Annotated in this window: 25 protein-coding genes and 1 other annotated feature; of the genes, 8 read left to right on the forward strand and 17 right to left on the reverse strand. The window is 54.4% G+C overall.

Annotated elements, in window-relative coordinates; genetic code table 11:
- Positions 1-56: 56 nt before the first annotated feature.
- From WFO70_RS07335 to thrS, 13 genes are all read right to left on the reverse strand, one after another.
- Positions 57-770 (reverse strand): EAL domain-containing protein, encoded by a 714-nt coding sequence (locus tag WFO70_RS07335; protein WP_337015435.1) that lies wholly within the window; start codon positions 768-770, stop codon positions 57-59.
- Positions 771-1,057: 287 nt separating this feature from the next.
- Positions 1,058-1,522, reverse strand: a complete 465-nt coding sequence (locus tag WFO70_RS07340) for an NlpC/P60 family protein (protein WP_337015436.1) — start codon at positions 1,520-1,522, stop codon at positions 1,058-1,060.
- 72 nt (positions 1,523-1,594) lie between these two features.
- A complete protein-coding gene (gene btuD / locus WFO70_RS07345; protein ID WP_337015437.1) occupies positions 1,595-2,350 on the reverse strand; it encodes a vitamin B12 ABC transporter ATP-binding protein BtuD in 756 nt (251 codons plus the stop codon).
- On the reverse strand, positions 2,350-2,901 hold the full coding sequence (locus WFO70_RS07350) for a glutathione peroxidase (RefSeq protein WP_337015438.1): 552 nt from the start codon (positions 2,899-2,901) through the stop codon (positions 2,350-2,352). Before WFO70_RS07350 ends, btuD begins: the two co-directional genes overlap by 1 nt.
- 36 nt (positions 2,902-2,937) lie before the next feature.
- Positions 2,938-3,918 (reverse strand): vitamin B12 ABC transporter permease BtuC, encoded by a 981-nt coding sequence (gene btuC, locus WFO70_RS07355; RefSeq protein ID WP_337015439.1) that lies wholly within the window; start codon positions 3,916-3,918, stop codon positions 2,938-2,940.
- Positions 3,919-4,019: 101 nt separating this feature from the next.
- The gene (gene ihfA, locus WFO70_RS07360) at positions 4,020-4,319 is read right to left on the reverse strand and encodes an integration host factor subunit alpha (RefSeq protein ID WP_006820203.1); all 300 of its coding nucleotides are present in this window, start codon (positions 4,317-4,319) and stop codon (positions 4,020-4,022) included.
- 4 nt (positions 4,320-4,323) lie between these two features.
- Positions 4,324-6,711: a phenylalanine--tRNA ligase subunit beta gene (gene pheT, locus WFO70_RS07365; protein WP_337015440.1), complete on the reverse strand. Its 2,388-nt coding sequence runs from the start codon at positions 6,709-6,711 to the stop codon at positions 4,324-4,326.
- A 15-nt stretch (positions 6,712-6,726) separates the two neighbouring features.
- On the reverse strand, positions 6,727-7,710 hold the full coding sequence (gene pheS, locus WFO70_RS07370; RefSeq protein WP_106993635.1) for a phenylalanine--tRNA ligase subunit alpha: 984 nt from the start codon (positions 7,708-7,710) through the stop codon (positions 6,727-6,729).
- Positions 7,711-7,750: 40 nt separating this feature from the next.
- Positions 7,751-7,874, reverse strand: a sequence feature (Phe leader region).
- On the reverse strand, positions 7,825-7,869 hold the full coding sequence (pheM, locus tag WFO70_RS07375; RefSeq protein ID WP_001386830.1) for a pheST operon leader peptide PheM: 45 nt from the start codon (positions 7,867-7,869) through the stop codon (positions 7,825-7,827). Its footprint overlaps the feature before it by 45 nt.
- Before the next feature lie 117 nt (positions 7,875-7,991).
- Positions 7,992-8,348, reverse strand: coding sequence for a 50S ribosomal protein L20 (gene rplT, locus WFO70_RS07380; RefSeq protein ID WP_000124850.1), 357 nt, complete (start codon positions 8,346-8,348; stop codon positions 7,992-7,994).
- 51 nt (positions 8,349-8,399) lie between these two features.
- Positions 8,400-8,597 (reverse strand): 50S ribosomal protein L35, encoded by a 198-nt coding sequence (gene rpmI, locus WFO70_RS07385; RefSeq protein WP_003030583.1) that lies wholly within the window; start codon positions 8,595-8,597, stop codon positions 8,400-8,402.
- Positions 8,598-8,693: 96 nt separating this feature from the next.
- Positions 8,694-9,236, reverse strand: a complete 543-nt coding sequence (gene infC / locus WFO70_RS07390) for a translation initiation factor IF-3 (RefSeq protein ID WP_023616141.1) — start codon at positions 9,234-9,236, stop codon at positions 8,694-8,696.
- A 3-nt stretch (positions 9,237-9,239) separates the two neighbouring features.
- On the reverse strand, positions 9,240-11,168 hold the full coding sequence (gene thrS / locus WFO70_RS07395; RefSeq protein WP_142489179.1) for a threonine--tRNA ligase: 1,929 nt from the start codon (positions 11,166-11,168) through the stop codon (positions 9,240-9,242).
- 326 nt (positions 11,169-11,494) lie between these two features.
- Here thrS and yncL point away from each other — a divergent pair, with 326 nt between their 5' ends.
- Complete coding sequence (yncL, locus tag WFO70_RS07400) at positions 11,495-11,587, forward strand: stress response membrane protein YncL (RefSeq protein ID WP_337015441.1); 93 nt, start codon at positions 11,495-11,497, stop codon at positions 11,585-11,587.
- A 262-nt stretch (positions 11,588-11,849) separates the two neighbouring features.
- Here the strand turns inward: yncL and WFO70_RS07405 are convergent, their stop codons facing one another.
- Together WFO70_RS07405 and WFO70_RS07410 are read right to left on the reverse strand one after the other, a co-directional pair.
- Positions 11,850-12,083, reverse strand: a complete 234-nt coding sequence (locus tag WFO70_RS07405; protein ID WP_337015442.1) for a hypothetical protein — start codon at positions 12,081-12,083, stop codon at positions 11,850-11,852.
- A 255-nt stretch (positions 12,084-12,338) separates the two neighbouring features.
- Positions 12,339-13,097, reverse strand: a complete 759-nt coding sequence (locus WFO70_RS07410; RefSeq protein WP_337015443.1) for a DUF481 domain-containing protein — start codon at positions 13,095-13,097, stop codon at positions 12,339-12,341.
- A gap of 293 nt (positions 13,098-13,390) precedes the next feature.
- On the opposite strand from WFO70_RS07410, the gene pfkB reads away from it, so the two are divergent.
- The 3 genes from pfkB to WFO70_RS07425 all read left to right on the forward strand — a co-directional run bounded on the left by pfkB (position 13,391) and on the right by WFO70_RS07425 (position 15,668).
- Positions 13,391-14,323, forward strand: a complete 933-nt coding sequence (gene pfkB / locus WFO70_RS07415; RefSeq protein WP_337015444.1) for a 6-phosphofructokinase II — start codon at positions 13,391-13,393, stop codon at positions 14,321-14,323.
- Between the two features lie 88 nt (positions 14,324-14,411).
- Positions 14,412-14,702, forward strand: coding sequence for a type V toxin-antitoxin system endoribonuclease antitoxin GhoS (gene ghoS, locus WFO70_RS07420; RefSeq protein ID WP_337015445.1), 291 nt, complete (start codon positions 14,412-14,414; stop codon positions 14,700-14,702).
- A 105-nt stretch (positions 14,703-14,807) separates the two neighbouring features.
- Positions 14,808-15,668 carry a fructosamine kinase family protein gene (locus WFO70_RS07425; protein WP_337015446.1) on the forward strand — a complete coding sequence of 287 codons (861 nt, stop codon included), beginning with the start codon at positions 14,808-14,810 and terminating at the stop codon, positions 15,666-15,668.
- A 39-nt stretch (positions 15,669-15,707) separates the two neighbouring features.
- On the opposite strand, the gene WFO70_RS07430 is transcribed toward WFO70_RS07425, so the two are convergent.
- Entirely contained in the window at positions 15,708-16,244 is a 537-nt protein-coding gene (locus WFO70_RS07430; RefSeq protein WP_337015447.1) for a YniB family protein, read from the reverse strand.
- A 143-nt stretch (positions 16,245-16,387) separates the two neighbouring features.
- Between WFO70_RS07430 and hxpB the strand changes: the two genes are divergently transcribed.
- From hxpB to WFO70_RS07450, 4 genes are all read left to right on the forward strand, one after another.
- Positions 16,388-17,056, forward strand: coding sequence for a hexitol phosphatase HxpB (gene hxpB, locus WFO70_RS07435; protein ID WP_337015448.1), 669 nt, complete (start codon positions 16,388-16,390; stop codon positions 17,054-17,056).
- Positions 17,057-17,203: 147 nt separating this feature from the next.
- Positions 17,204-17,965, forward strand: a complete 762-nt coding sequence (gene kduD, locus WFO70_RS07440) for a 2-dehydro-3-deoxy-D-gluconate 5-dehydrogenase KduD (RefSeq protein ID WP_337015449.1) — start codon at positions 17,204-17,206, stop codon at positions 17,963-17,965.
- Positions 17,966-18,057: 92 nt separating this feature from the next.
- On the forward strand, positions 18,058-18,648 hold the full coding sequence (locus tag WFO70_RS07445; protein WP_032617729.1) for a metal-dependent hydrolase: 591 nt from the start codon (positions 18,058-18,060) through the stop codon (positions 18,646-18,648).
- Between the two features lie 130 nt (positions 18,649-18,778).
- Positions 18,779-20,170 (forward strand): L-cystine transporter, encoded by a 1,392-nt coding sequence (locus WFO70_RS07450; protein WP_337015450.1) that lies wholly within the window; start codon positions 18,779-18,781, stop codon positions 20,168-20,170.
- Positions 20,171-20,228: 58 nt separating this feature from the next.
- Here the strand turns inward: WFO70_RS07450 and cedA are convergent, their stop codons facing one another.
- The gene (cedA, locus tag WFO70_RS07455; RefSeq protein ID WP_337015451.1) at positions 20,229-20,483 is read right to left on the reverse strand and encodes a cell division activator CedA; all 255 of its coding nucleotides are present in this window, start codon (positions 20,481-20,483) and stop codon (positions 20,229-20,231) included.
- Between the last annotated feature and the right edge of the window lie 46 nt (positions 20,484-20,529).

The following is a 20,529-nucleotide window of genomic DNA, read 5'->3' on the forward strand; positions in this document are numbered from 1 at the left end:
CTCCTGCTTTTAGTGTAGTGGGTTTATCAGAGGTTAAACACCGGGTAAGACAAGGGTTATCCCTGCACCAGAGAGGTGATGCGCTCCAGGGGAACGGCAGGCCACAGACTGCCCTGCATGGCGCTGAAGCCAAAAGCCGACAGCCGCTGCAGGGCAACGTCGTCGTCCACGCCGGCGACCATCAACGACTGACAGTAAGGCGAAACCTGAGTCATGATCGCCCCTAATAACAGTTCAAATGTATTATCTGTTAAATGCTGTTGAATAAAGTTTTTATCCAGCGCCACGCGTTTAAACATGCCATCAAAAATGGCTTTGGTGGAGGCATCTCCGGCACCGAAATTGCCAAGCACCAGCGGAAAACGCAGGGCAAAGTCCATCAGCGCCGTATTCATATTGCCTTTATTCAGATCGGGATAATTCTCATTAATAGTAAACTCCAGCCATGGATGCTGTTCACATATTGAAACACCATTTTGATCCATGAGCAGGTATTCGACAATTGTCGGTGAAATATTTATCCAGGCCGTGAGCTGTTGCTGAATAAAAAAGAGTTTGCAGCTGTCGAGCATCGCCAGCTGTTCCTGAAACAGCATCAGCTCTTGCTCAGGGGAGAGATACGGACGCACCAGCTCGGTCGGAATGCGGACCTGGTTGTCCACCCCAACAAAGTTCACGACTATTTCAAGGCCTGTCAGCGCACCTGAATCATGCCGTGCAGGCAGTAATAACAATTCAGACTGATAAGCAATATCCAGCATCACAATCATGGCGTCCGACCCGGTTTAAAAACGATACAAGACATCCTGAAACATATGCTGAAGCAATTCAACTTTATGGATTTTAATAAGATTAATTTCATTCGTTCCATTAAATATTCGGAATTTCCTTAGTCCTGAAATAATCTTATCCTGGATACCGCTTAATAGCCAGTTATCACTAACTACCAGAATTGCATCAAATTAATTCAGCGGCTAAGCAATTCTTATCAATTAAAGCCGGCTAACTAATACCATTTCGGATGAAAGAGAATGTCGCGCCGGGCGGCGCGACAGGATTATATACGTCGGGCCTGCCAGAAATTCTTGCGCCAGTAGACGTTATTGAGGGAGGAGCGCATCACGCCGCGGCTGGTGGAGGCATGAATAAACTGATTATCGGTATCGTATATCCCGACGTGCAGCCCGCTTTCGCCGGAGCCGGTTTTAAAGAACACCAGATCGCCCGGGAGCAGCTCATCTTTATCGATTTCGGTGCCAATCGTCGCCTGCTGACGCGTTTCGCGCGGTAGCTGCAACGCAAACTGGTCGCGGAAGGTCAACAGCACAAATCCCGAACAATCAATCCCGCCACGGGACATGCCGCCGTAGCGATACGGGGTGCCGCTCCAGTGATGCAGCTGATCGTTGAGCCCTGCAATCACGGCGATAGAATCAGACAGCCGCGCGTTAGGTGGCGGTGCGCGATGGCTGCTGCATCCTGCAAGAAATAGCGCGGCCACAAGAAGAAAACAGAATCGCATTCCTGACGAATCCTCTGATTTTTTGTGCTTTCCGTAATTTAGCCTGTGAATATGTCGCGACGCAACAAGCGGCTATTCCTGAGAAGTCGAAATGATCATTCTGTGACCTTCGATATCCAGACGGCGGAACGGCATGTCGTAGGCTTTTGCCAGATTTGGCGGCGTCAGCACGCTGTCGCGCGTGCCGCTGGCAATCAGCTGACCCTGCTTCAGCAGCCAGACGCGATGGGCGTGGCGCAGCGTATGGTTTAGATCGTGACTGCTCATCACCACCGCAATTCCCTGCCGGGACAGTGCGCTTAACAGCCGGTCGAGCGCAACCTGTTGGGCAACGTCGAGGCTGGTCATCGGTTCGTCCAGCAACAGGAGCTGGCCGTGCGGACTGGCACCCGGGTGAATTTGCAGGATAACCGCGGCCAGCCGCACGCGCTGCCACTCCCCACCGGAGAGCTGGCTGACGTGGCGCGAGAGCTTATCTTCGATACCCAACGCTCCCGCCACCTCACTGAGCAGCGCTTTTTGCTGATTGTCATGCTGATGCAGCGTCAGATAGTGCCAGACCGGCATGGCGAAGGGCGCGGTCTGCTGCTGGGCCAGATACGCCCTGCGGCAAGCCAACGAAGCAGGAGACCAGCGGGAGAGCGATTCGCCCTGCAACAGGATGTCGCCCTGTCCGGTACTCAGCCCGGCCATGCGTGCCAGCAGTGTGCTTTTACCTGCCCCGTTCGGGCCAACCAGGTGCAGGATCTCTCCCGCATTCACCTGGGCGGTAAGCGGCTGCAGACGCCCGGCTTCGGCCACGCCATTGAGCTGCATCAGAACCGACATTACTTCGCCAGCGCCAGCTTGATCGCTTCCATCAGGATCGGATCTTCAGGGGTCATATCCGGCGCAAAACGCTGGACCACTTCACCATCACGGCCAATCAGGAATTTTTCGAAATTCCACAAGATGTCATCAGGGTACAGCGGCGCACGGCCTTTGCTCGCCAGGCGCTCATAAAAACCGCTGCTTTCAGGGGCAACCGCCACCGGGGCGGCGGCAATCAGTTTCTGATACAGGGGATGACGCGCTTCACCATTGACGTCGATTTTGCTGAACATCGGGAAGGTGATGCCATAGGTGGTGCTGCAGAAGGTTTTGATCTCTTCTTCGCTACCTGGCTCCTGCCCGAGGAACTGGTTGCACGGGAAACCGAGCACGGTAAAACCGTCCTTTTCCCAGGCTTTATGGATGTTTTCGAGCTGCTCATACTGCGGCGTCAGGCCGCATTTCGATGCCACGTTCACCACCAGCAGCACCTTGCCTTTATAGTCTTCAAGGGTGGTGGTTTTGCCATCAATGGTCGTCACTTCGGTGTTCAGAATATCGTTCGGCATAGCATTCTCTCAGGTTATGGTTCAGATGGGCTGTACTTAACGTCCGGCTTTTAAGAGTAGCCAGATAAACACGGGCGCGCCCAGCGTTGCGGTCACCACCCCAATGGGCAGCTCCGCAGCGTTGAGCGCCAGGCGCGCGATAATATCCGCGAAAAGCAGCGCTGCGCCGCCTGTTACCGCCGCTGCGGGCAATAACAGCCGGTGATCGGTAATACCACACAAACGCAGCATATGGGGAATGACAAGGCCGATAAATCCAATAGCGCCAGCCAATGCCACGCTCACGCCCACCATCCAGCCGATGGCAACCACCAGCGTGTTGCGCCAGAAAGTGAGCGGTAAACCGAGCTGGCGGGCCGAAATCTCCCCCAGCACCAGAATGTTCAGCGGTGATGCCTGAAAACAGGACCAGACGATAGCGGGTGCAAGCAGCAGCATCAGCCAGCCCTGACCCCAGTCCACGCCGCCGAAGCCGCCCATCATCCAGTACATCAGCTGGCGCAGATCGAAGGCGGTAGAGAAGTAGACCGCCCAGGTCATCAGGGCGCTACAGATGATCCCCAGCGCCACCCCGGCCAGCAGCAGGCGGCTCACGGAGAGGTGACGGCGGGCGAAACGCAGCAAAATGAGAGTGATGATCAGCGCCCCGGCGATGGCGCAGAGGCTTAAACTCCAGCCCGATAGCGCCCCGCCGCCGAGCATCACGGCGGTAATCAGTCCTACCCCGGCCCCGTTTGACACGCCCAGTAATCCAGGCTCCGCCAGCGGGTTGTCGAACAGCGCCTGCATGATGGTCCCGCTGAGCGCCAGCGCCGCGCCCACCAGCACCACTGCCAGGGTGCGCGGCAGGCGGATCTGCCAGATAAACAAATCCCCACGGGGCGTAAACCACGCCTCAGGCCCAATCCACCGATCGCCAGCGCACAGGCTCAACCCCAGCGCGATAACCAGCGCCAGTATCAGAAAGAGCAATTTACGCAGATCGGAACGGTACTGCTGACGGGCAAATTCGGGCATCGGAGTCATTTTGCGGATGAATGATGTAACTGATTTTACGGTGGGTTTACAGTAGCGCAAAGAAAAAAGGCCGCATCAGCGGCCTTTTTGGTTAGATCATATCACTCTGCTTTGGGTGAGGCGTTTTCGACACGGCTTTTTAACTTCTGGCCGGGTCTGAAGGTCACCACGCGGCGAGCTGTAATGGGAATATCCTCACCCGTTTTCGGGTTACGGCCCGGACGTTGATTCTTGTCGCGCAAATCAAAGTTACCAAAGCCGGAGAGTTTTACCTGCTCACCATTTTCCAGAGCGCGACGGATCTCTTCGAAAAACAGCTCAACCAGCTCTTTGGCATCCCGTTTGCTAAGCCCAAGCTTATCAAACAGATATTCGGACATTTCAGCTTTTGTAAGCGCCATAGGTTCAATCCCTCAATGATGCCTGGAATCGCTCTTTTAATGCCTCTACACATTTGGCGACGGTAGCGGCAATCTCCTCTTCTTCGAGTGTACGGCTGGTATCCTGAAGGATCAGGCTGATAGCAAGGCTCTTGAAGCCCTCTGCTACGCCCTTGCCGCGGTACACGTCAAATAAGTTTACGCCAACTACCTGATTTACGCCAACTTTCTTACATTCGGCCAAAATATCTGCTGCGGGCACATTTTCGGCCACCACAACGGCGATATCACGACGGTTCGCAGGGAAGCGGGAAATGTCTTGAGCCTGAGGAATGACGCGGTCTGCGACCTTGTTCCACTCCAGTTCAAACGCCAGCGTGCGACCGTTGAGATCCAGCTTGCGCTCCAGCTCCGGGTGCACAACACCAATGAAACCAACGCGTTCACCTTTCAGATAAATCGCGGCACTCTGGCCCGGATGCAGGGCTGGAATGGCTTCAGCACGGAACTCAATTTCAGACAATTTACCGGTCAGATCCAGCACCGACTCCAGGTCACCCTTCAGGTCGTAGAAATCAACGCTGTTTTTGCTCAGATCCCAGTGTTCTTCATAGCGGTTACCGCAGATGGCCCCCGCCAGCATCAGATCCTGACGGATGCCGAGGCTAGCCTGGGTGTCCGGCACAAAGCGCAGACCGGTTTCAAAGATGCGCACGCGGCTCTGCTGACGGTTCTGGTTATAGACGATGGTGCTCAGCAGACCGGTCAGCAGCGACAGACGCATGGCGGACATTTCGCTGGAGATTGGGCTTGGCAGAATTAAGGCTTCCTGGCCCGGGTGGATCAGCTGCTGCACTTTCGGGTCAACGAAACTGTAGGTGATCACTTCCTGATAACCTTTGTCATTGAGCATGGTTTTCACACGCTTCAGCGAGAGGTCGGCTTCACGATGGGTGCCCATCACCAGCCCAGCCTGCACCGGCTCATCAGGAATGTTGTTGTAGCCGTAAACGCGGGCCACTTCTTCCACCAGATCTTCTTCGATCTCCATATCGAAACGCCAGCTCGGCGCTACGGCGGTCCATTGGTCCTGACCTTCGGTCACTTCACAGCCCAGACGACGCAGAATGTCGCTCACCTGCGCATCGGCAATGTGATAACCAATCAGGCGATCCAGCTTGCTGCGACGCAGGGTGATGGTGGCAGGCTTCGGCAGATGCGCTTCGCTGGTGACATCGATAACCGGACCGGCTTCGCCGCCGCAGATGTCGATCAGCAGGCGAGTCGCACGTTCCATCGCTTTGTACTGCAGGGCCGGATCCACGCCGCGCTCATAGCGGTGAGACGCATCGGTATGCAGGCCATGACGACGGGCGCGACCGGTAATGGACAGTGGGCTGAAGAAAGCGCACTCCAGCAGCACGTTCTGGGTTTCATCGTTCACGCCGGAGTGGTCGCCGCCGAAGATACCGCCCATCGCCAGCGCTTTGCCGTGATCGGCAATCACCAGGGTGTCGGCATTCAGTTTGGCTTCGCTGCCGTCCAGAAGAACCAGCATTTCGCCCTCTTTCGCCATGCGCACGACGATCCCGCCTTCGATACGATCTTTATCGAACGCGTGCATCGGCTGTCCCAGCTCCAGCAGGACGTAGTTGGTCACGTCAACCACCGCATCGAGGGAGCGAATGCCGCAGCGACGCAGCTTCTCTTTCATCCACAGCGGGGTGGGTGCCTTAACGTTGATCCCCTTCACCACGCGGCCCAGGTAGCGCGGACAGGCGTCAGCGGCTTCAACCTGAATTGGCAGGGTGTCGGCGATGGTGGACGCCACTGGCGCGATCTCAGGCGCGTTCAGTTCGGTCTGGTTCAGTACCGCCACGTCGCGGGCCACGCCGATGATGCCTAAGCAGTCGGCACGGTTTGGGGTAACGCTGATCTCGATGGTGTTGTCATCGAGCTTCAGGTATTCACGCAGGTCGGTGCCAATTGGCGCATCCGCTGGCAGCTCAATGATGCCGGAGTGATCGTCGGAAATACCCAACTCGGAGAACGAGCACAGCATGCCTTCAGACGGCTCGCCGCGCAGTTTCGCCGCTTTAATTTTGAAATCGCCCGGCAGCACCGCACCGACGGTCGCCACGGCCACTTTCAGGCCCTGACGGCAGTTTGCCGCGCCGCAGACGATATCGAGCAGGCGTTCGCCGCCCACGTTAACTTTGGTAACACGCAGTTTGTCTGCGTTCGGGTGCTGACCGCACTCCACCACTTCACCCACGACCACGCCGTTAAAGGCGCCAGCAACCGGCTCAACGCCGTCCACTTCCAGGCCCGCCATGGTGATCTGGTTAGAGAGCGCCTCGCTGTCGAGCTCGGTGTTCACCCATTCGCGTAACCACAGTTCACTGAATTTCATTGTTCTGTCCTGCCCTTATTTAAACTGTTTGAGGAAACGCAGATCGTTTTCGAAGAAAGCGCGCAAGTCGGTCACGCCGTAGCGCAGCATGGTCAGACGCTCCATTCCCATACCGAACGCAAAGCCGGAGTAAACTTCCGGGTCAATGCCAACGTTACGCAGGACGTTCGGGTGCACCATGCCGCAGCCCAGCACTTCCAGCCATTTGCCGTTTTTACCCATCACGTCAACTTCTGCGGACGGTTCGGTGAACGGGAAGTAGGACGGACGGAAACGAACCTGCAGATCTTCCTCAAAGAAGTTGTTCAGGAAATCGTGCAGCGTGCCCTTCAGGTTGGTGAAGCTGATGTTTTTATCAACAATCAACCCTTCCATCTGGTGGAACATTGGGGTGTGGGTCTGATCGTAGTCGTTACGATAGACGCGACCCGGGGCGATGATGCGGATCGGCGGTTCCTGCTCCTTCATGGTACGGATTTGCACGCCTGAGGTCTGGGTACGCAGCAGGCGCGTGGCATCGAACCAGAAAGTGTCGTGGTCAGCACGTGCCGGGTGATGGCCTGGGATATTCAGGGCATCGAAGTTATGGTAATCGTCTTCGATTTCCGGGCCGGTCGCCACGGTAAAGCCGAGCTCACCGAAGAAACTTTCAATGCGGTCGATGGTGCGGGTGACCGGGTGCAAGCCACCGTTCTCAATACGACGACCCGGCAGGGAGACATCGATGGTTTCGGCAGCCAGACGGGCGTTCAGCGCGGCGCTTTCCAGCGCATTTTTACGCTCGTTCAGCACCTGCTGAACCTGCTCTTTGGCTTCGTTAATCACCGCACCTGCAGCCGGACGCTCTTCTGGCGGCAACTCACGCAGGGTAGTCATTTGAAGGGTCAGGTGCCCTTTCTTGCCCAGATATTCGACGCGGACGTTGTCTAACGCGGCAACATCTGAGGCCTGGTTAATGGCGGCCGTTGCACTGGCAACCAGCTCTGCGAGATGTGACATGGTTTTCCTCGTTATGTAGCGATATTTACAAGCGTCAGATACAAAAAAAGCCTCCATCAGGAGGCTTTCTGGCGCTGTTTTCCGTTTCGTCTTTCACGCGCTAGCCTCCTGATGTCAGGTGCTAAAGTAAAAGAAGAAGCGGAAAATAGCAGCATTCATGCTTGCATTACCTTGTGTGGTAAGGGACCTAACGCCTTATTGAAAAGGGTCGGCGGAAAATTGTCAACGTTTTGATGCTGTTGAAACGAAAAGAGGGAGCAGAGCTCCCTCTTTCAACTGGCTTATGCCAGAGCTGCTTTCGCTTTTTCGACCAGAGCGGTGAACGCTACTTTGTCGAATACTGCGATGTCAGCCAGGATCTTACGGTCGATTTCAACAGAGGCTTTTTTCAGGCCGTTGATGAATTTGCTGTAAGAAATACCGTTCTGACGTGCTGCTGCGTTGATACGCGCAATCCACAGTTGACGGAACTGACGCTTACGCTGACGACGGTCACGGTAAGCGTACTGACCTGCTTTGATAACAGCCTGGAAGGCAACGCGGTATACGCGTGAACGCGCACCGTAGTAGCCTTTAGCTTGTTTCAAAATTTTCTTGTGACGTGCACGTGCAATTACACCACGTTTTACGCGAGCCATGTGTGCTCTCCTGTATCTATATTCTTAGTAAAAAAATTAAACGTTAACGGCTTATGCGTACGGCAGGCACGCGATAACCAGACCCAGATCGCCTTTAGACACAAGGCCTTTTGGACGCAGGTGACGTTTACGCTTAGTAGATTTTTTGGTCAGAATATGACGCAGGTTTGCGTGCTTACGCTTAAATCCACCACCACCGGTTTTTTTGAAGCGCTTAGCAGCACCGCGTACGGTCTTAATTTTTGGCATCTTAATAACTTCCACTTCGCATTGTTAAATAAACGAAACCCAGGCGAACAAAACCTGCGAAGCCTGTCGGCTCCACAGGAATTGCTACTTGAAGGCCTACTGTTTCTTCTTAGGAGCGAGCACCATGATCATCTGGCGGCCTTCGATCTTCGTAGGGAAGGATTCGACTACAGCCAGTTCACTCAGATCGTCACGGACGCGGTTAAGCACTTCCATACCGATCTGTTGGTGGGCCATCTCACGACCGCGGAAACGCAGTGTGATCTTGGCCTTATCGCCATCTTCCAGAAAGCGTATCAGGCTGCGGAGTTTTACCTGATAGTCGCCATCGTCGGTACCAGGACGGAATTTGATTTCCTTAACCTGGATAACTTTTTGTTTCTTCTTCTGTTCCTTAGAAGACTTACTCTTTTCATAAAGGAACTTGCCGTAGTCCATGATACGACAAACTGGCGGTTCGGCGTTAGGGCTGATTTCAACTAAATCTACTCCAGCTTCTTCAGCCTTTTCGATTGCTTCTCTCAGACTCACAATCCCCAGCTGCTCGCCTTCCAGACCTGTTAAGCGAACTTCCTGGGCGCGAATCTCGCCATTGATACGATTCGGACGTGCCGTTTGAACTCGTTTTCCGCCTTTAATACCTTATTCCTCCAGTTGTTGAAGACTGCGGCTGCGAATCTCTTGTTGCAGCTTCTCAATCACTTCATTTACGTCCAGGCTGCCCAGGTCTTTACCACGGCGGGTGCGAACGGCAACTTTGCCTGCTTCCACCTCTTTATCACCACAGACCAACATATACGGGACACGACGTAAAGTGTGCTCGCGGATTTTAAAGCCAATCTTCTCATTTCTCAAGTCTGCTTTTACGCGAATGCCCGCATTTTGTAGTTTCTGCGTCAATTCTTTAACGTAATCAGCCTGAGAATCGGTAATGTTCATCACGACTACCTGCACTGGCGCAAGCCAGGTTGGGAAGAAGCCCGCGAACTCTTCGGTCAGGATGCCGATGAAGCGCTCCAGTGAACCGAGGATAGCACGGTGAATCATTACCGGCACCTGACGCTCGTTATCTTCGCCAACATAAGAGGCGCTTAAACGCTGCGGCAGGGAGAAGTCCAGCTGTACAGTACCGCACTGCCATGCACGATCGAGACAGTCATACAGGGTAAATTCAATTTTCGGACCGTAGAATGCGCCCTCGCCCAGCTGGTATTCGAACGGAATACCGTTCTCTTCCAGCGCCACGGCGAGATCCGCCTCAGCACGATCCCAGGTCTCATCGCTACCGATACGTTTTTCCGGACGCGTTGAGAGTTTGACGACGATCTTCTCGAAGCCAAAGGTGCTGTACATATCGTAGACCATACGGATACAGGCGTTAACTTCATCACGTACCTGATCTTCAGTACAGAAGATATGCGCATCATCTTGTGTAAAGCCACGAACACGCATCAGACCGTGCAGCGCACCTGATGGCTCGTTACGGTGGCAGCTACCGAACTCCGCCATACGCAGCGGCAGATCGCGATAGGATTTCAGACCCTGGTTAAAGATCTGAACGTGCCCCGGGCAGTTCATTGGCTTGATGCAGTATTCACGGTTCTCAGAAGAGGTGGTGAACATCGCATCTTTGTAGTTGTCCCAGTGGCCGGTTTTTTCCCACAGCACACGGTCCATCATGAACGGGCCTTTCACTTCCTGATACTGGTACGCTTTCAGCTTGGAACGCACGAAAGTTTCCAGTTCGCGGAAGATAGTCCAGCCGTCGTTGTGCCAGAAGACCATACCCGGCGCCTCTTCCTGCATGTGATACAGGTCGAGCTGTTTACCGATTTTACGGTGGTCGCGCTTCGCCGCTTCTTCCAGGCGTTGCAGATAGGCGTTCAACGCTTTTTTGTCTGCCCAGGCGGTACCGTAGATGCGCTGCAGCATCTTATTGTTGCTGTCGCCACGCCAGTAAGCGCCTGCGGTTTTCATCAGTTTGAAGTGATGACAGAAGCGCATGTTCGGCACGTGCGGTCCACGGCACATGTCGATGTATTCTTCATGATGATACAAGCCAGGCTTGTCATCATGAGCAATGTTCTCGTCAAGAATAGTGACTTTGTAGTTTTCGCCACGCTTCACGAAGGTTTCACGCGCTTCGTGCCAGCTCACGGTCTTCTTGATGACGTCGTAGTTGCTCTCGGCCAGCTCATGCATACGCTTTTCGAGGGCTTCGATATCTTCCTGGGTCAGCGTGTGGTCGAGGTCAACGTCATAGTAGAAACCGTTGTCGATAACCGGGCCGATAGCCATTTTGGTGTTAGGCCACAGCTGCTTGATCGCATGACCGAGCAGGTGAGCGCACGAGTGACGAATGATCTCCAGACCTTCTTCGTCTTTCGCGGTGATGATCGACAGCTTCGCATCGTTTTCAATTAAATCGGAAGCATCAACCAGCGTACCGTTTACGCGGCCAGCAATAGTGGCTTTCGCCAGACCCGGGCCGATATCCAGCGCAACATCCATTGGGCTGACGGCGCGGTCGAAATGGCGTTGGCTGCCATCAGGAAGAGTAATAACAGGCATTTTATGTCCTTATTTGCAGTGATGCCCCACACATAAGAGCATATGCAAAGAAAATAATCTTTAATTTACAGTGAATTGCCAAGCCATCTGACCAACAATCGTCAAATTGGCCCGCAATCATGCACAGGATCGAAATCAGAAAAATGGCAATTTACGATCAGCCTGATGATGGTAACACTAACGCCAGGGTGAAAACACCCTTACGGGCAGATTGAACGCGTTAGTACTTTTGCATGAGTTTAACGTGGAATTTCAAACAGCTTCTCGCAATAGCGGGGGGGTGAGCTATTCTTGAACAGGTCCTTCAACACACTATGGGGCATATTATGAACGTATCCAGCAGAACAGTCGTTATCCTCAACATTCTTTCTGCCACCGCCTTACTTGTGATTCTGGCAGAGAAGTTTCACTGGTTTTGACGCTCCTGTAGTAAACGCCTGATGCGTTAACCTCCCGACGAAGCGCAATTATTCTTGTTCTTTGGTAGATGACAGCGTCCAAAGAACAAGGATGATAGAATGCCAACGAGTCACGTTTGTTTGCAAAACCCCACATATATAAACTGACGTTTTAAATATCTTTACGCCCACGACACAAATAAAAAAACCGGTACATCAGAATCCGGTTTTTTTTATCGGCAACAACGGCCAGTATATCTATTTAACGTGCCTGAAGAATCAATCAGGACCATTCACCGGCAACCAGTTTATGCACGTCGAACGCGTCATCCATGGATTGCCCGGTAGATTGCGAACCTGGGGCAATGTTCGAGCCGGCTTCTACATCAGAGGCTTTGGTAATGCCAATTTGTGCAGAGCTGTCACTGGCAGAGGGATATACAGAATCAGCGGCAAATGCGCCGAACGACAGTGCAGAAAGCACTATTGCTGCAGATGCAGTAATGATTTTGTTCATGATGTTTTTCTCTTACTGAATTAATACAGAACGACTTAAGGCAATATCTAACCTGTGCTGATAGTTTAGATCTGGATCACACTTTTGCCTAGTCAAAATATTTATCAATTCGTGTCAAATAAACTGAATGTTAACAAAACGGGGAATTATGGAGAGAATATGGAGATATCGGCTGCCGCTATATTTTAAAACAGTGTTTATTATTTATCAGCACAAAAATTAAAAACGGGCCAATATATTATTGGCCCGCGGCAATTACATTTTGTAGCCCAGAGAGACTACCGTTCTGCGATCGGTATGCTCCGGTGCAGACGCTGGCGGCTCAGAGTTCCAGGTCACGTTGTAGGCCACTTTCAGCCCGAAATGAGCGTTAATCGCCACGTTCAAGGCGGTCTCGGAGTTGACGGTTGTGTCGTCAGCGCCAAAGACAGAGACGCCCTGGCTAAATTTGGCGTTATCGGTCATCTGCCAGGCGTAGGTACCGGACGCATAGCCCAGCGGCTGGGTTTCCGTGTCACCATCGGTATATTCGTCGTAACGGACACCCGGACCAAATTCAAAGCGGAAGCTGTGTACCGGGCCATTCAGGAACTGGCGACCATAACCTGCTGTGGCAACATCGCGCTCACGGTAACCGTTGTAGCGGTCGGTCAACCAGCTTGCCTGGCCGAAGAGATAGTCGACATCGGTCATGTTGTAACGGCTACGCCCACCCACCGCATATTTCTCGGAAGAGCGTTCATCGTTTGATGAGGTATTGCTCGCGTTACCCCACAGGGACCAGGCAGTCGTGTTGCCATACCAGGTCAGGGTGGTGTCGGCGGTCAGGGAGGAGCTTTTGGTATTGCCTGATTGCGCCAGATAACCTGCGTTCAGGTTGCCTTCAAAAGGTTTCTGTGCAGTGGAAGGATCGTCCATGACAGTAAAAACGGAATCATCGGCTGTTGCATGCATTGACGCAAACAGGCCTCCCGCTACCATCATTGCAGCGGGTACTGTCTTTAAAAGCTTCATTTATAAAGAGTCCGTACAACAAAAAAAGAGACCATTACGGTCCCGGAAACTTTCTTGCGGATCAATGCCATGGGATCCCGCGAAAGGTAACAAATTATAAAAAGGCTCAAATAACATAGCAATGATTTCTTGTTTCATTTTTGGAATAAGAACGATCTCAAACCAGCCGGATATTTATAAATAAAAGTCACGGCGCGCAACGATATTTATATTGAAAATCATATTGTTATTTACTTTCCCTTCTGCCAGTTCAGTGCCAGGCTTAAGGCTATCCTCATTTTAAGGAGATCAGCATGGTTCGTATCTTTACGTTGACGCTCTCCCCTTCTCTGGACAGCGCAACCCTCACGGCACAACTCTATCCTGAAGGTAAACTCCGCTGCAGCGCGCCGGTTTTCGAACCCGGCGGCGGTGGGATTAACGTGGCGCGCGCCATTGTTCACCTCGGCGGAACAGCCACCGCCATCTTTCCGGCGGGCGGCGCGACGGGGGAACACCTTGTCTCGCTTCTGGCGGATGAGCAGGTCGCGGTGGAGACGGTAGATGCCCATGACTGGACCCGACAAAACCTGCACGTACATGTTGAATCTACCCACGAGCAGTATCGCTTTGTGATGCCCGGCGCGACCCTGAGCGAAGATGAGTTTCGCCAGCTGGAAGAGAAAGTGCTGGCCATCGAGAGCGGCGCGCTACTGGTGATTAGCGGCAGTCTGCCGCCCGGAGTCAAAACTGAACGCCTGACCCAGCTGATTCGCGCCGCGCAACAGAAGGGAATTCGCTGTATCGTAGACAGCTCAGGTGAGGCCCTCAGCGCCGCGCTGAGCCTCGGCAACATCGAGCTGGTAAAACCCAATCAGAAAGAGCTGAGCGCGCTGGTCAATCGCGATCTCAGCCAGCCGGATGACGTGCGCAACGCCGCTGAAGAGCTGATAAAGAGCGGTAAAGCCCGGCGGGTGGTGGTGTCCCTCGGCCCACAGGGAGCGCTGGCCGTGGATGAAAGCGGATCGGTGCATGTTGTGCCGCCGCCGATGAAAAGCCAGAGCACCGTCGGCGCGGGCGATAGCATGGTGGGGGCCATGACCCTGAAGCTGGCGCAAGGCGCGTCGTTACGGGAGATGGTCCAGTACGGCGTTGCGGCAGGCAGCGCGGCGACCATTAATCACGGCACCCGGCTGTGCTCGCTGGATGACACGCAGAAAATTTTCACATACCTGACAAATGCCTAAGCGTTGCCCTCCCGGTGATCCGGCGAGGGCGACAAATAGCATGGATCGTCTATGCTAAAAAAATTTCGTGATAACAACGAGGTGAATTATGAGCAGTGGAGAGATCGCGCGCTACGTGGTAACCGTTAAAGTTCATGAAGACTCGCTGACGGAACTCAATGAAATCAACAACCATCTCACCCGCGGCGGTTTTTTACTGACCATGACCGACGAGGATGGCAACCTGCATGAGCTGGGCACCCATACCTTCGGTCTGGTCAGTCCGCTGAGTGAAGATGAGGTCAAAGCGCTGGCCACGGGGCTGGTGGAGAGCGCCACCGGCAAAGAGCCGCAGGTTGAGGTGAAGAGCTGGGAAAACTGGCAAAAAGAGCAACAATAAGTGCCACTGGGGCAACCAAACGGCGCAGATGTGCGTTAGTTCGTGTTTTTTGACCATAGTTTCACGCTAACTTTATGATCTGGCAGACAACATGGGAGAGCGATCATGTGGCAGGCTATCAGTCATCTTTTAAGTGAACAACTGGGCGAAGGTGAAATTGAACTGCGTAACGAGCTGCCAGGGGGCGAGATCCACGCCGCATGGCATCTGCGGTATGCAGGACGCGACCTCTTCGTGAAATGTGATGAACGCGAGCTGTTACCTATCTTCACCGCGGAAGCTGACCAGCTGGAACTGCTCTCCCGCAGCAAAACCGTCTCTGTACCCCATGTCTGGGCCGTTGGCAGCGATCGTGACTACTGCTTTCTGGTGATGGATTACCTCCCTGCCCGTCCTCTCGATGCACACAACGCCTTTATCCTGGGGCAACAAATTGCCCGCCTGCATCAGTGGAGCGAGCAGCCGCAGTTCGGCCTCGATTTCGACAACGACCTCTCAACGACGCCACAGCCCAACGCCTGGCAGCGACGCTGGTCGACCTTCTTTGCCGAACAGCGCATCGGCTGGCAGCTCGAGCTGGCGGCGGAAAAAGGGATGGAGTTCGGCAACATCGATGCCATTGTCGATCATATCCAGCAGCGCCTGGCCTCGCACCAGCCGCAGCCTTCGCTGCTTCACGGCGATCTATGGTCAGGTAACTGCGCGCTGGGTCCGAATGGCCCTTATATCTTCGATCCGGCCTGCTACTGGGGCGACAGGGAGTGCGATCTCGCGATGCTGCCGCTGCATCCTGAACAGCCGCCGCAGATCTACGATGGCTATCAGTCAGTCTCGCCGTTGCCAGCCGGTTTTTTGCAAAGGCAGCCGGTCTATCAGCTCTATACCCTGATGAACCGCGCTATTCTGTTTGGCGGTGAGCATCTGGTGATTGCGCAGAAAGCGCTGGAGCGAGTGCTGGCGGCATAGCGCAAAGACTGCCGGGCAGCACTGCCCGGCAGCAAAGCCTTACACCAGCCCGAGAAGGGAGAACAGGAAGTATCCGGCGATAATCATCAGTACCGGCAGTACGTAAAGTGTGAAGATTTGCAGGAAGATGGTGTGATTCGGCACCACGATACGCGATTCGATCTGCTCGCGGGTTAACCCCTCATCCCCTTTCGCCTTCTCCAGAATCAGCTGCGCCTCCATCCCTTCACGAATCAAGCGCGTCTGCCGACGCATCCTCGCGCCCGAAGCCTGTAGCGCCAGGGCGATAAAGATCAGGGCAAAGATGATCCAGAAGGCAATGTTCATCCCCTGCCGGAAATCGGGCGTCGGTGAGTTGTACCAGAAGAAATTCAGGAACGGCGTGTTGAAACGCATCATCTCGATCATGACGTGGGCAAAATCCAGCATCACGGCATTGATCCCGGCCTGTTTCTCGCTGTGGTCATAGATAAATTTCAGGACGGAAATAATGGTCGAGATCACCGCCGGGATAAAAATTACCCATCCGGCGATTATCTTCAGTATCGCTACACGTCCAGCTTGTTGATATGTCATCGGTTCCTCGGTTTAAAAATACATCCTTTCTGGCTAAGTCTACCTGCTGGTTGTCATTTTCGCCCGTTCTTTGCGGGTGATATGGTAAATTGCCAGGATTAGGTAGCCCTTACCCCTGATAAACCCACGAAAGGAGAAGTTGCATGTCGACGCCGCGTCAAATTCTTGCAGCCATTTTTGATATGGATGGATTACTGATTGATTCCGAGCCGCTCTGGGATCGTGCTGAACTGGATGTGATGGCCAGCCTGGGGGTGGACATCAGCCGCCGTCACGAACTGCCGGACACCCTTGGCCTGCGCATCGATATGGTGGTTGAACTCTGGTATGCCCATCAGCCGTGGGTCGGGCCGGGCCGGGACGAGGTCACCGACCGCATCATCAACCGGGCCCTGACGCTGGTTGAAGAGAACCGCCCGCTGCTCAACGGCGCGCGTGAAGCCGTAGCCCTGTGCAAAGCGCAGGGGCTGAAAGTGGGCCTCGCCTCCGCCTCGCCGCTGCACATGCTGGAAAAAGTACTGATCATGTTTGATCTGCGCGACAGCTTTGATGCGCTGGCCTCGGCAGAAAAACTGCCTTACAGCAAGCCGCACCCGCAGGTGTATATGGACTGCGCCGCGAAGCTGGGCGTCGACCCGACCACCTGCGTGGCGCTGGAAGACTCTGTTAACGGCATGATTGCCAGCAAAGCGGCGCGGATGCGCTCTATTGTCGTTCCCGCAGAAGAGAATCAGCAGGACGCCCGCTACGCGCTGGCAGACGTTAAACTGACCTCGCTGCAGGCGCTTACCGTGGCGCATCTGCGCGGGTAATTAGCGACGGCGGGCAACGCCCTGTTGCCCGCAAATATGATCCACATATTATTTTTGAAACATCATTTCATTTTAATTTGAAATTCCCTTTCCCTGCTTCTATGCTTATCTCAGAACAACTATACCCCCCTACTTTCTGAGGTCTGTATGATACTGGATGCCTTTAATCTTTCAGGAAAAGTTGCCATCGTTACCGGCTGTGATACCGGCCTCGGCCAGGGCATGGCGCTGGGTCTGGCCCAGGCAGGCTGCGATATCGTAAGCGTCAATCGCCGGATCCCGGAAGAGACCGCCGCTGGCGTTAAAGCGCTGGGCCGCCGGTTTATGGCCATCCAGGCCGACCTCAGCAAGCAGGATGCCATTAATGCTATTGTCGGGCAGACGGTAGCCGAAATGGGCCGCGTGGATATTCTGGTGAATAACGCCGGGACCATTCGTCGGGAAGATGCCCTCACCTTCAGTGAAAAGGACTGGGATGAGGTGATGAACCTTAACCTGAAGTCGGTCTTTTTCCTGTCGCAGGCCGTGGCCCGCCAGTTCATCGCCCAGGGGCAAGGCGGAAAAATTATTAACATCGCCTCCATGCTGTCGTTCCAGGGCGGGATCCGGGTTCCCTCTTATACCGCCTCGAAAAGCGGCGTGCTGGGGATCACCCGCCTGCTGGCTAACGAGTGGGCGCACCACGGCATTAACGTTAACGCCATCGCGCCGGGCTATATGGCAACCAATAACACCCAGCAGTTACGCGACGACGAACAGCGCAGCAAGGAGATCCTCGACCGCATCCCGGCAGGCCGCTGGGGTAAGCCGGAAGATCTGCAGGGCCCGGCGGTATTTCTCGCCTCGTCGGCCTCGGACTACGTCAACGGCTATACCCTCGCCGTTGATGGGGGCTGGCTCGCACGTTAACAGCTTTGTGACAAAGAGTTACACCGTCACTACTTCCGTATACTGTATAAAATCCCTATACTGGATGAATTGACAGTTTAGTGGGTTTTATCATGACGGCGGAAGGTCATCTGCTCTTTTCTCTCGCCTGCGCAGTGTTTGCCAAAAACGCTGAGCTTACACCGGTGCTGGCGCAGGGTGACTGGTGGCATATCGTGCCATCGGCAGTTTTGACCTGCCTGTTACCTGATATCGATCACCCCAAGTCGCTGCTCGGGCAGCGGCTGAAGTGGATCTCTAAACCCATTGCCCGCGCCTGCGGCCATCGCGGCTTTACCCACAGCCTGTTGGCGGTGTTTGCTGCGCTCACCCTCTTCTATTTAAAAGTACCGGACAGCTGGCTGATCCCGGCGGATGCTATCCAGGGGATGGTGCTGGGCTATCTGAGCCATATTCTGGCCGACATGCTCACTCCGGCAGGTGTTCCCCTGCTGTGGCCCTGCCGCTGGCGTTTTCGTCTGCCGATCCTCAGGCCGCAAAAAGGTAACCAGCTGGAGCGCGCTCTGTGCATGGCCCTGTTTGCCTGGGCAGTGTGGATGCCGCAGACGCTGCCGGAGAACGGGGCGGTGCGCTGGTCCTCGCACATGATTAATTCGCTGCAGTTTCAGTTCAACCGCTTTATTCATCATCAAAGTGAACAGTAACTGGACGAATCCCGCCGTTTTGGCATAACCCATTCCATTTGGATATAAGCGACCCGATCACACTTCTGATAATCTTGCGGCAACAAGGTCGGACCTAATACCGATCTGCAATTTAATCAGGAGAACGGGGATGAATTTTCCATTAATCGCGAACATCGTGGTGTTCGTCGGCTTACTGCTGTTGCTGGCGCAGTCGCGTCATAAACAGTGGAGCCTCGCCAAAAAAGTGCTGGTCGGTCTGGTGATGGGCGTGGTCTTTGGCCTGGCGCTGCAGGCCATTTACGGTTCCAGCAACCCGGTACTGAAAGACTCTATCCAGTGGTTTAACATTGTCGGTAACGGCTACGTCCAGCTGCTGCAGATGATTGTTATGCCGCTGGTGTTTGCCTCTATTTTGAGCGCGGTCGCCCGCCTGCATAACGCATCCCAGCTGGGTAAAATCAGTATCCTGACCATCGGTACGCTGCTGTTTACCACCCTCATCGCGGCCCTGGTGGGCGTGCTGGTCACCAATCTGTTTGGCCTGACCGCAGAAGGTCTGGTGCAGGGGACCGCGGAAACCGCGCGCCTGACCGCCATCGAGACCAACTATGCAGGGAAAGTCGCGGATCTTACCGTACCGCAGATGGTGCTCTCCTTTATCCCGAAAAACCCGTTTGCCGATCTGACCGGGGCTAGCCCGACGTCGATCATCAGCGTGGTGATTTTCGCCGCCTTCCTCGGCGTGGCTGCGCTGAAGCTGCTGAAAGATGACGCTCCAAAAGGCCAGCGCGTGCTGACCGCCATCGATACCCTGCAAAGCTGGGTGATGAAGCTGGTGCGTCTGGTGATGCAGCTGACCCCGTACGGCGTACTGGCGCTGATGACCAAAGTGGTGGCAGGCTCAAACCTGCAGGACATCATCAAGCTGGGCAGCTTCGTGGTCGCCTCTTACCTCGGTCTGGGCATCATGTTTGTGGTCCACGGCATTCTGCTCGCCGTGAACGGCGTCAGCCCGCTGAAATACTTCCGTAAAGTGTGGCCGGTCCTGACCTTCGCCTTTACCAGCCGCTCCAGCGCTGCCTCCATTCCGCTGAACGTGGAAGCGCAGACCCGTCGTCTGGGCGTGCCGGAATCAATCGCCAGCTTCTCGGCCTCTTTTGGTGCGACCATTGGTCAGAACGGTTGTGCAGGTCTCTACCCGGCAATGCTGGCGGTAATGGTCGCGCCGACGGTAGGCATTAACCCGCTGGATCCGGTGTGGATTGCGACCCTGGTCGGGATTGTGACCGTAAGCTCTGCCGGCGTGGCCGGTGTGGGTGGCGGCGCAACCTTCGCGGCACTGATTGTACTGCCTGCGCTGGGTCTGCCGGTGACGCTGGTGGCGCTGCTGATCTCCGTTGAACCGCTGATCGACATGGGTCGTACTGCGCTGAACGTCAGCGGCTCCATGACTGCGGGTACGCTGACCAGCCAGTGGCTGAAGCAGACCGATAAAGCGGTACTGGACAGCGAAGAACATGCGGAACTGGCGCACCGTTAATCGCCTCGCCCGTTAAAAAAAACCGCCTTCAGCAATGAAGGCGGTTTTTTATTATCTGTTAATCATCAATCTCTTCTTCCTGACGGACCTGAAGCGCCCAGCGTTGAGCTGACTCCGGCACGGTAAACGCCGGGGAACGACGGAAATGCTCGCCAGTCAGCACAAAGGCCACATATTTACCGCGTAACAACCAGACGTCACGAAAGCCATCCAGTTTGCTGGCATGTTCTGGCGGCGCGGGTTCAACCCGTGGCTGGTAACTGATAACAGGACGATTTTGTTGGCGAAGAGGTTTCATAAGCAGCGGGTTCACTAAAGCAAACTCATAAATCAGTAAATTCCTATGATAGCCGATTGCC

It is taken from the genome of Leclercia sp. AS011 (assembly GCF_037152535.1).
Classification (GTDB): Bacteria; Pseudomonadota; Gammaproteobacteria; order Enterobacterales; family Enterobacteriaceae; genus Enterobacter.

What these genes read in the sequence shown, in the direction of transcription:
- btuD (WP_337015437.1), bottom strand. Translation starts at nt 2,350, where the DNA reads ATGTCGGTTCTGATGCAGCTCAATGGCGTGGCCGAAGCCGGGCGTCTG.
- hxpB (WP_337015448.1), top strand. Translation starts at nt 16,388, where the DNA reads ATGTCGACGCCGCGTCAAATTCTTGCAGCCATTTTTGATATGGATGGA.
- thrS (WP_142489179.1), bottom strand. Translation starts at nt 11,168, where the DNA reads ATGCCTGTTATTACTCTTCCTGATGGCAGCCAACGCCATTTCGACCGC.
- WFO70_RS07350 (WP_337015438.1), bottom strand. Translation starts at nt 2,901, where the DNA reads ATGCCGAACGATATTCTGAACACCGAAGTGACGACCATTGATGGCAAA.
- rpmI (WP_003030583.1), bottom strand. Translation starts at nt 8,597, where the DNA reads ATGCCAAAAATTAAGACCGTACGCGGTGCTGCTAAGCGCTTCAAAAAA.
- WFO70_RS07425 (WP_337015446.1), top strand. Translation starts at nt 14,808, where the DNA reads ATGTGGCAGGCTATCAGTCATCTTTTAAGTGAACAACTGGGCGAAGGT.
- WFO70_RS07450 (WP_337015450.1), top strand. Translation starts at nt 18,779, where the DNA reads ATGAATTTTCCATTAATCGCGAACATCGTGGTGTTCGTCGGCTTACTG.
- WFO70_RS07430 (WP_337015447.1), bottom strand. Translation starts at nt 16,244, where the DNA reads ATGACATATCAACAAGCTGGACGTGTAGCGATACTGAAGATAATCGCC.
- WFO70_RS07405 (WP_337015442.1), bottom strand. Translation starts at nt 12,083, where the DNA reads ATGAACAAAATCATTACTGCATCTGCAGCAATAGTGCTTTCTGCACTG.
- yncL (WP_337015441.1), top strand. Translation starts at nt 11,495, where the DNA reads ATGAACGTATCCAGCAGAACAGTCGTTATCCTCAACATTCTTTCTGCC.
- kduD (WP_337015449.1), top strand. Translation starts at nt 17,204, where the DNA reads ATGATACTGGATGCCTTTAATCTTTCAGGAAAAGTTGCCATCGTTACC.
- rplT (WP_000124850.1), bottom strand. Translation starts at nt 8,348, where the DNA reads ATGGCTCGCGTAAAACGTGGTGTAATTGCACGTGCACGTCACAAGAAA.
- pfkB (WP_337015444.1), top strand. Translation starts at nt 13,391, where the DNA reads ATGGTTCGTATCTTTACGTTGACGCTCTCCCCTTCTCTGGACAGCGCA.
- pheT (WP_337015440.1), bottom strand. Translation starts at nt 6,711, where the DNA reads ATGAAATTCAGTGAACTGTGGTTACGCGAATGGGTGAACACCGAGCTC.
- btuC (WP_337015439.1), bottom strand. Translation starts at nt 3,918, where the DNA reads ATGCCCGAATTTGCCCGTCAGCAGTACCGTTCCGATCTGCGTAAATTG.
- WFO70_RS07340 (WP_337015436.1), bottom strand. Translation starts at nt 1,522, where the DNA reads ATGCGATTCTGTTTTCTTCTTGTGGCCGCGCTATTTCTTGCAGGATGC.
- WFO70_RS07335 (WP_337015435.1), bottom strand. Translation starts at nt 770, where the DNA reads ATGATTGTGATGCTGGATATTGCTTATCAGTCTGAATTGTTATTACTG.
- pheS (WP_106993635.1), bottom strand. Translation starts at nt 7,710, where the DNA reads ATGTCACATCTCGCAGAGCTGGTTGCCAGTGCAACGGCCGCCATTAAC.
- ihfA (WP_006820203.1), bottom strand. Translation starts at nt 4,319, where the DNA reads ATGGCGCTTACAAAAGCTGAAATGTCCGAATATCTGTTTGATAAGCTT.
- WFO70_RS07410 (WP_337015443.1), bottom strand. Translation starts at nt 13,097, where the DNA reads ATGAAGCTTTTAAAGACAGTACCCGCTGCAATGATGGTAGCGGGAGGC.
- ghoS (WP_337015445.1), top strand. Translation starts at nt 14,412, where the DNA reads ATGAGCAGTGGAGAGATCGCGCGCTACGTGGTAACCGTTAAAGTTCAT.
- WFO70_RS07445 (WP_032617729.1), top strand. Translation starts at nt 18,058, where the DNA reads ATGACGGCGGAAGGTCATCTGCTCTTTTCTCTCGCCTGCGCAGTGTTT.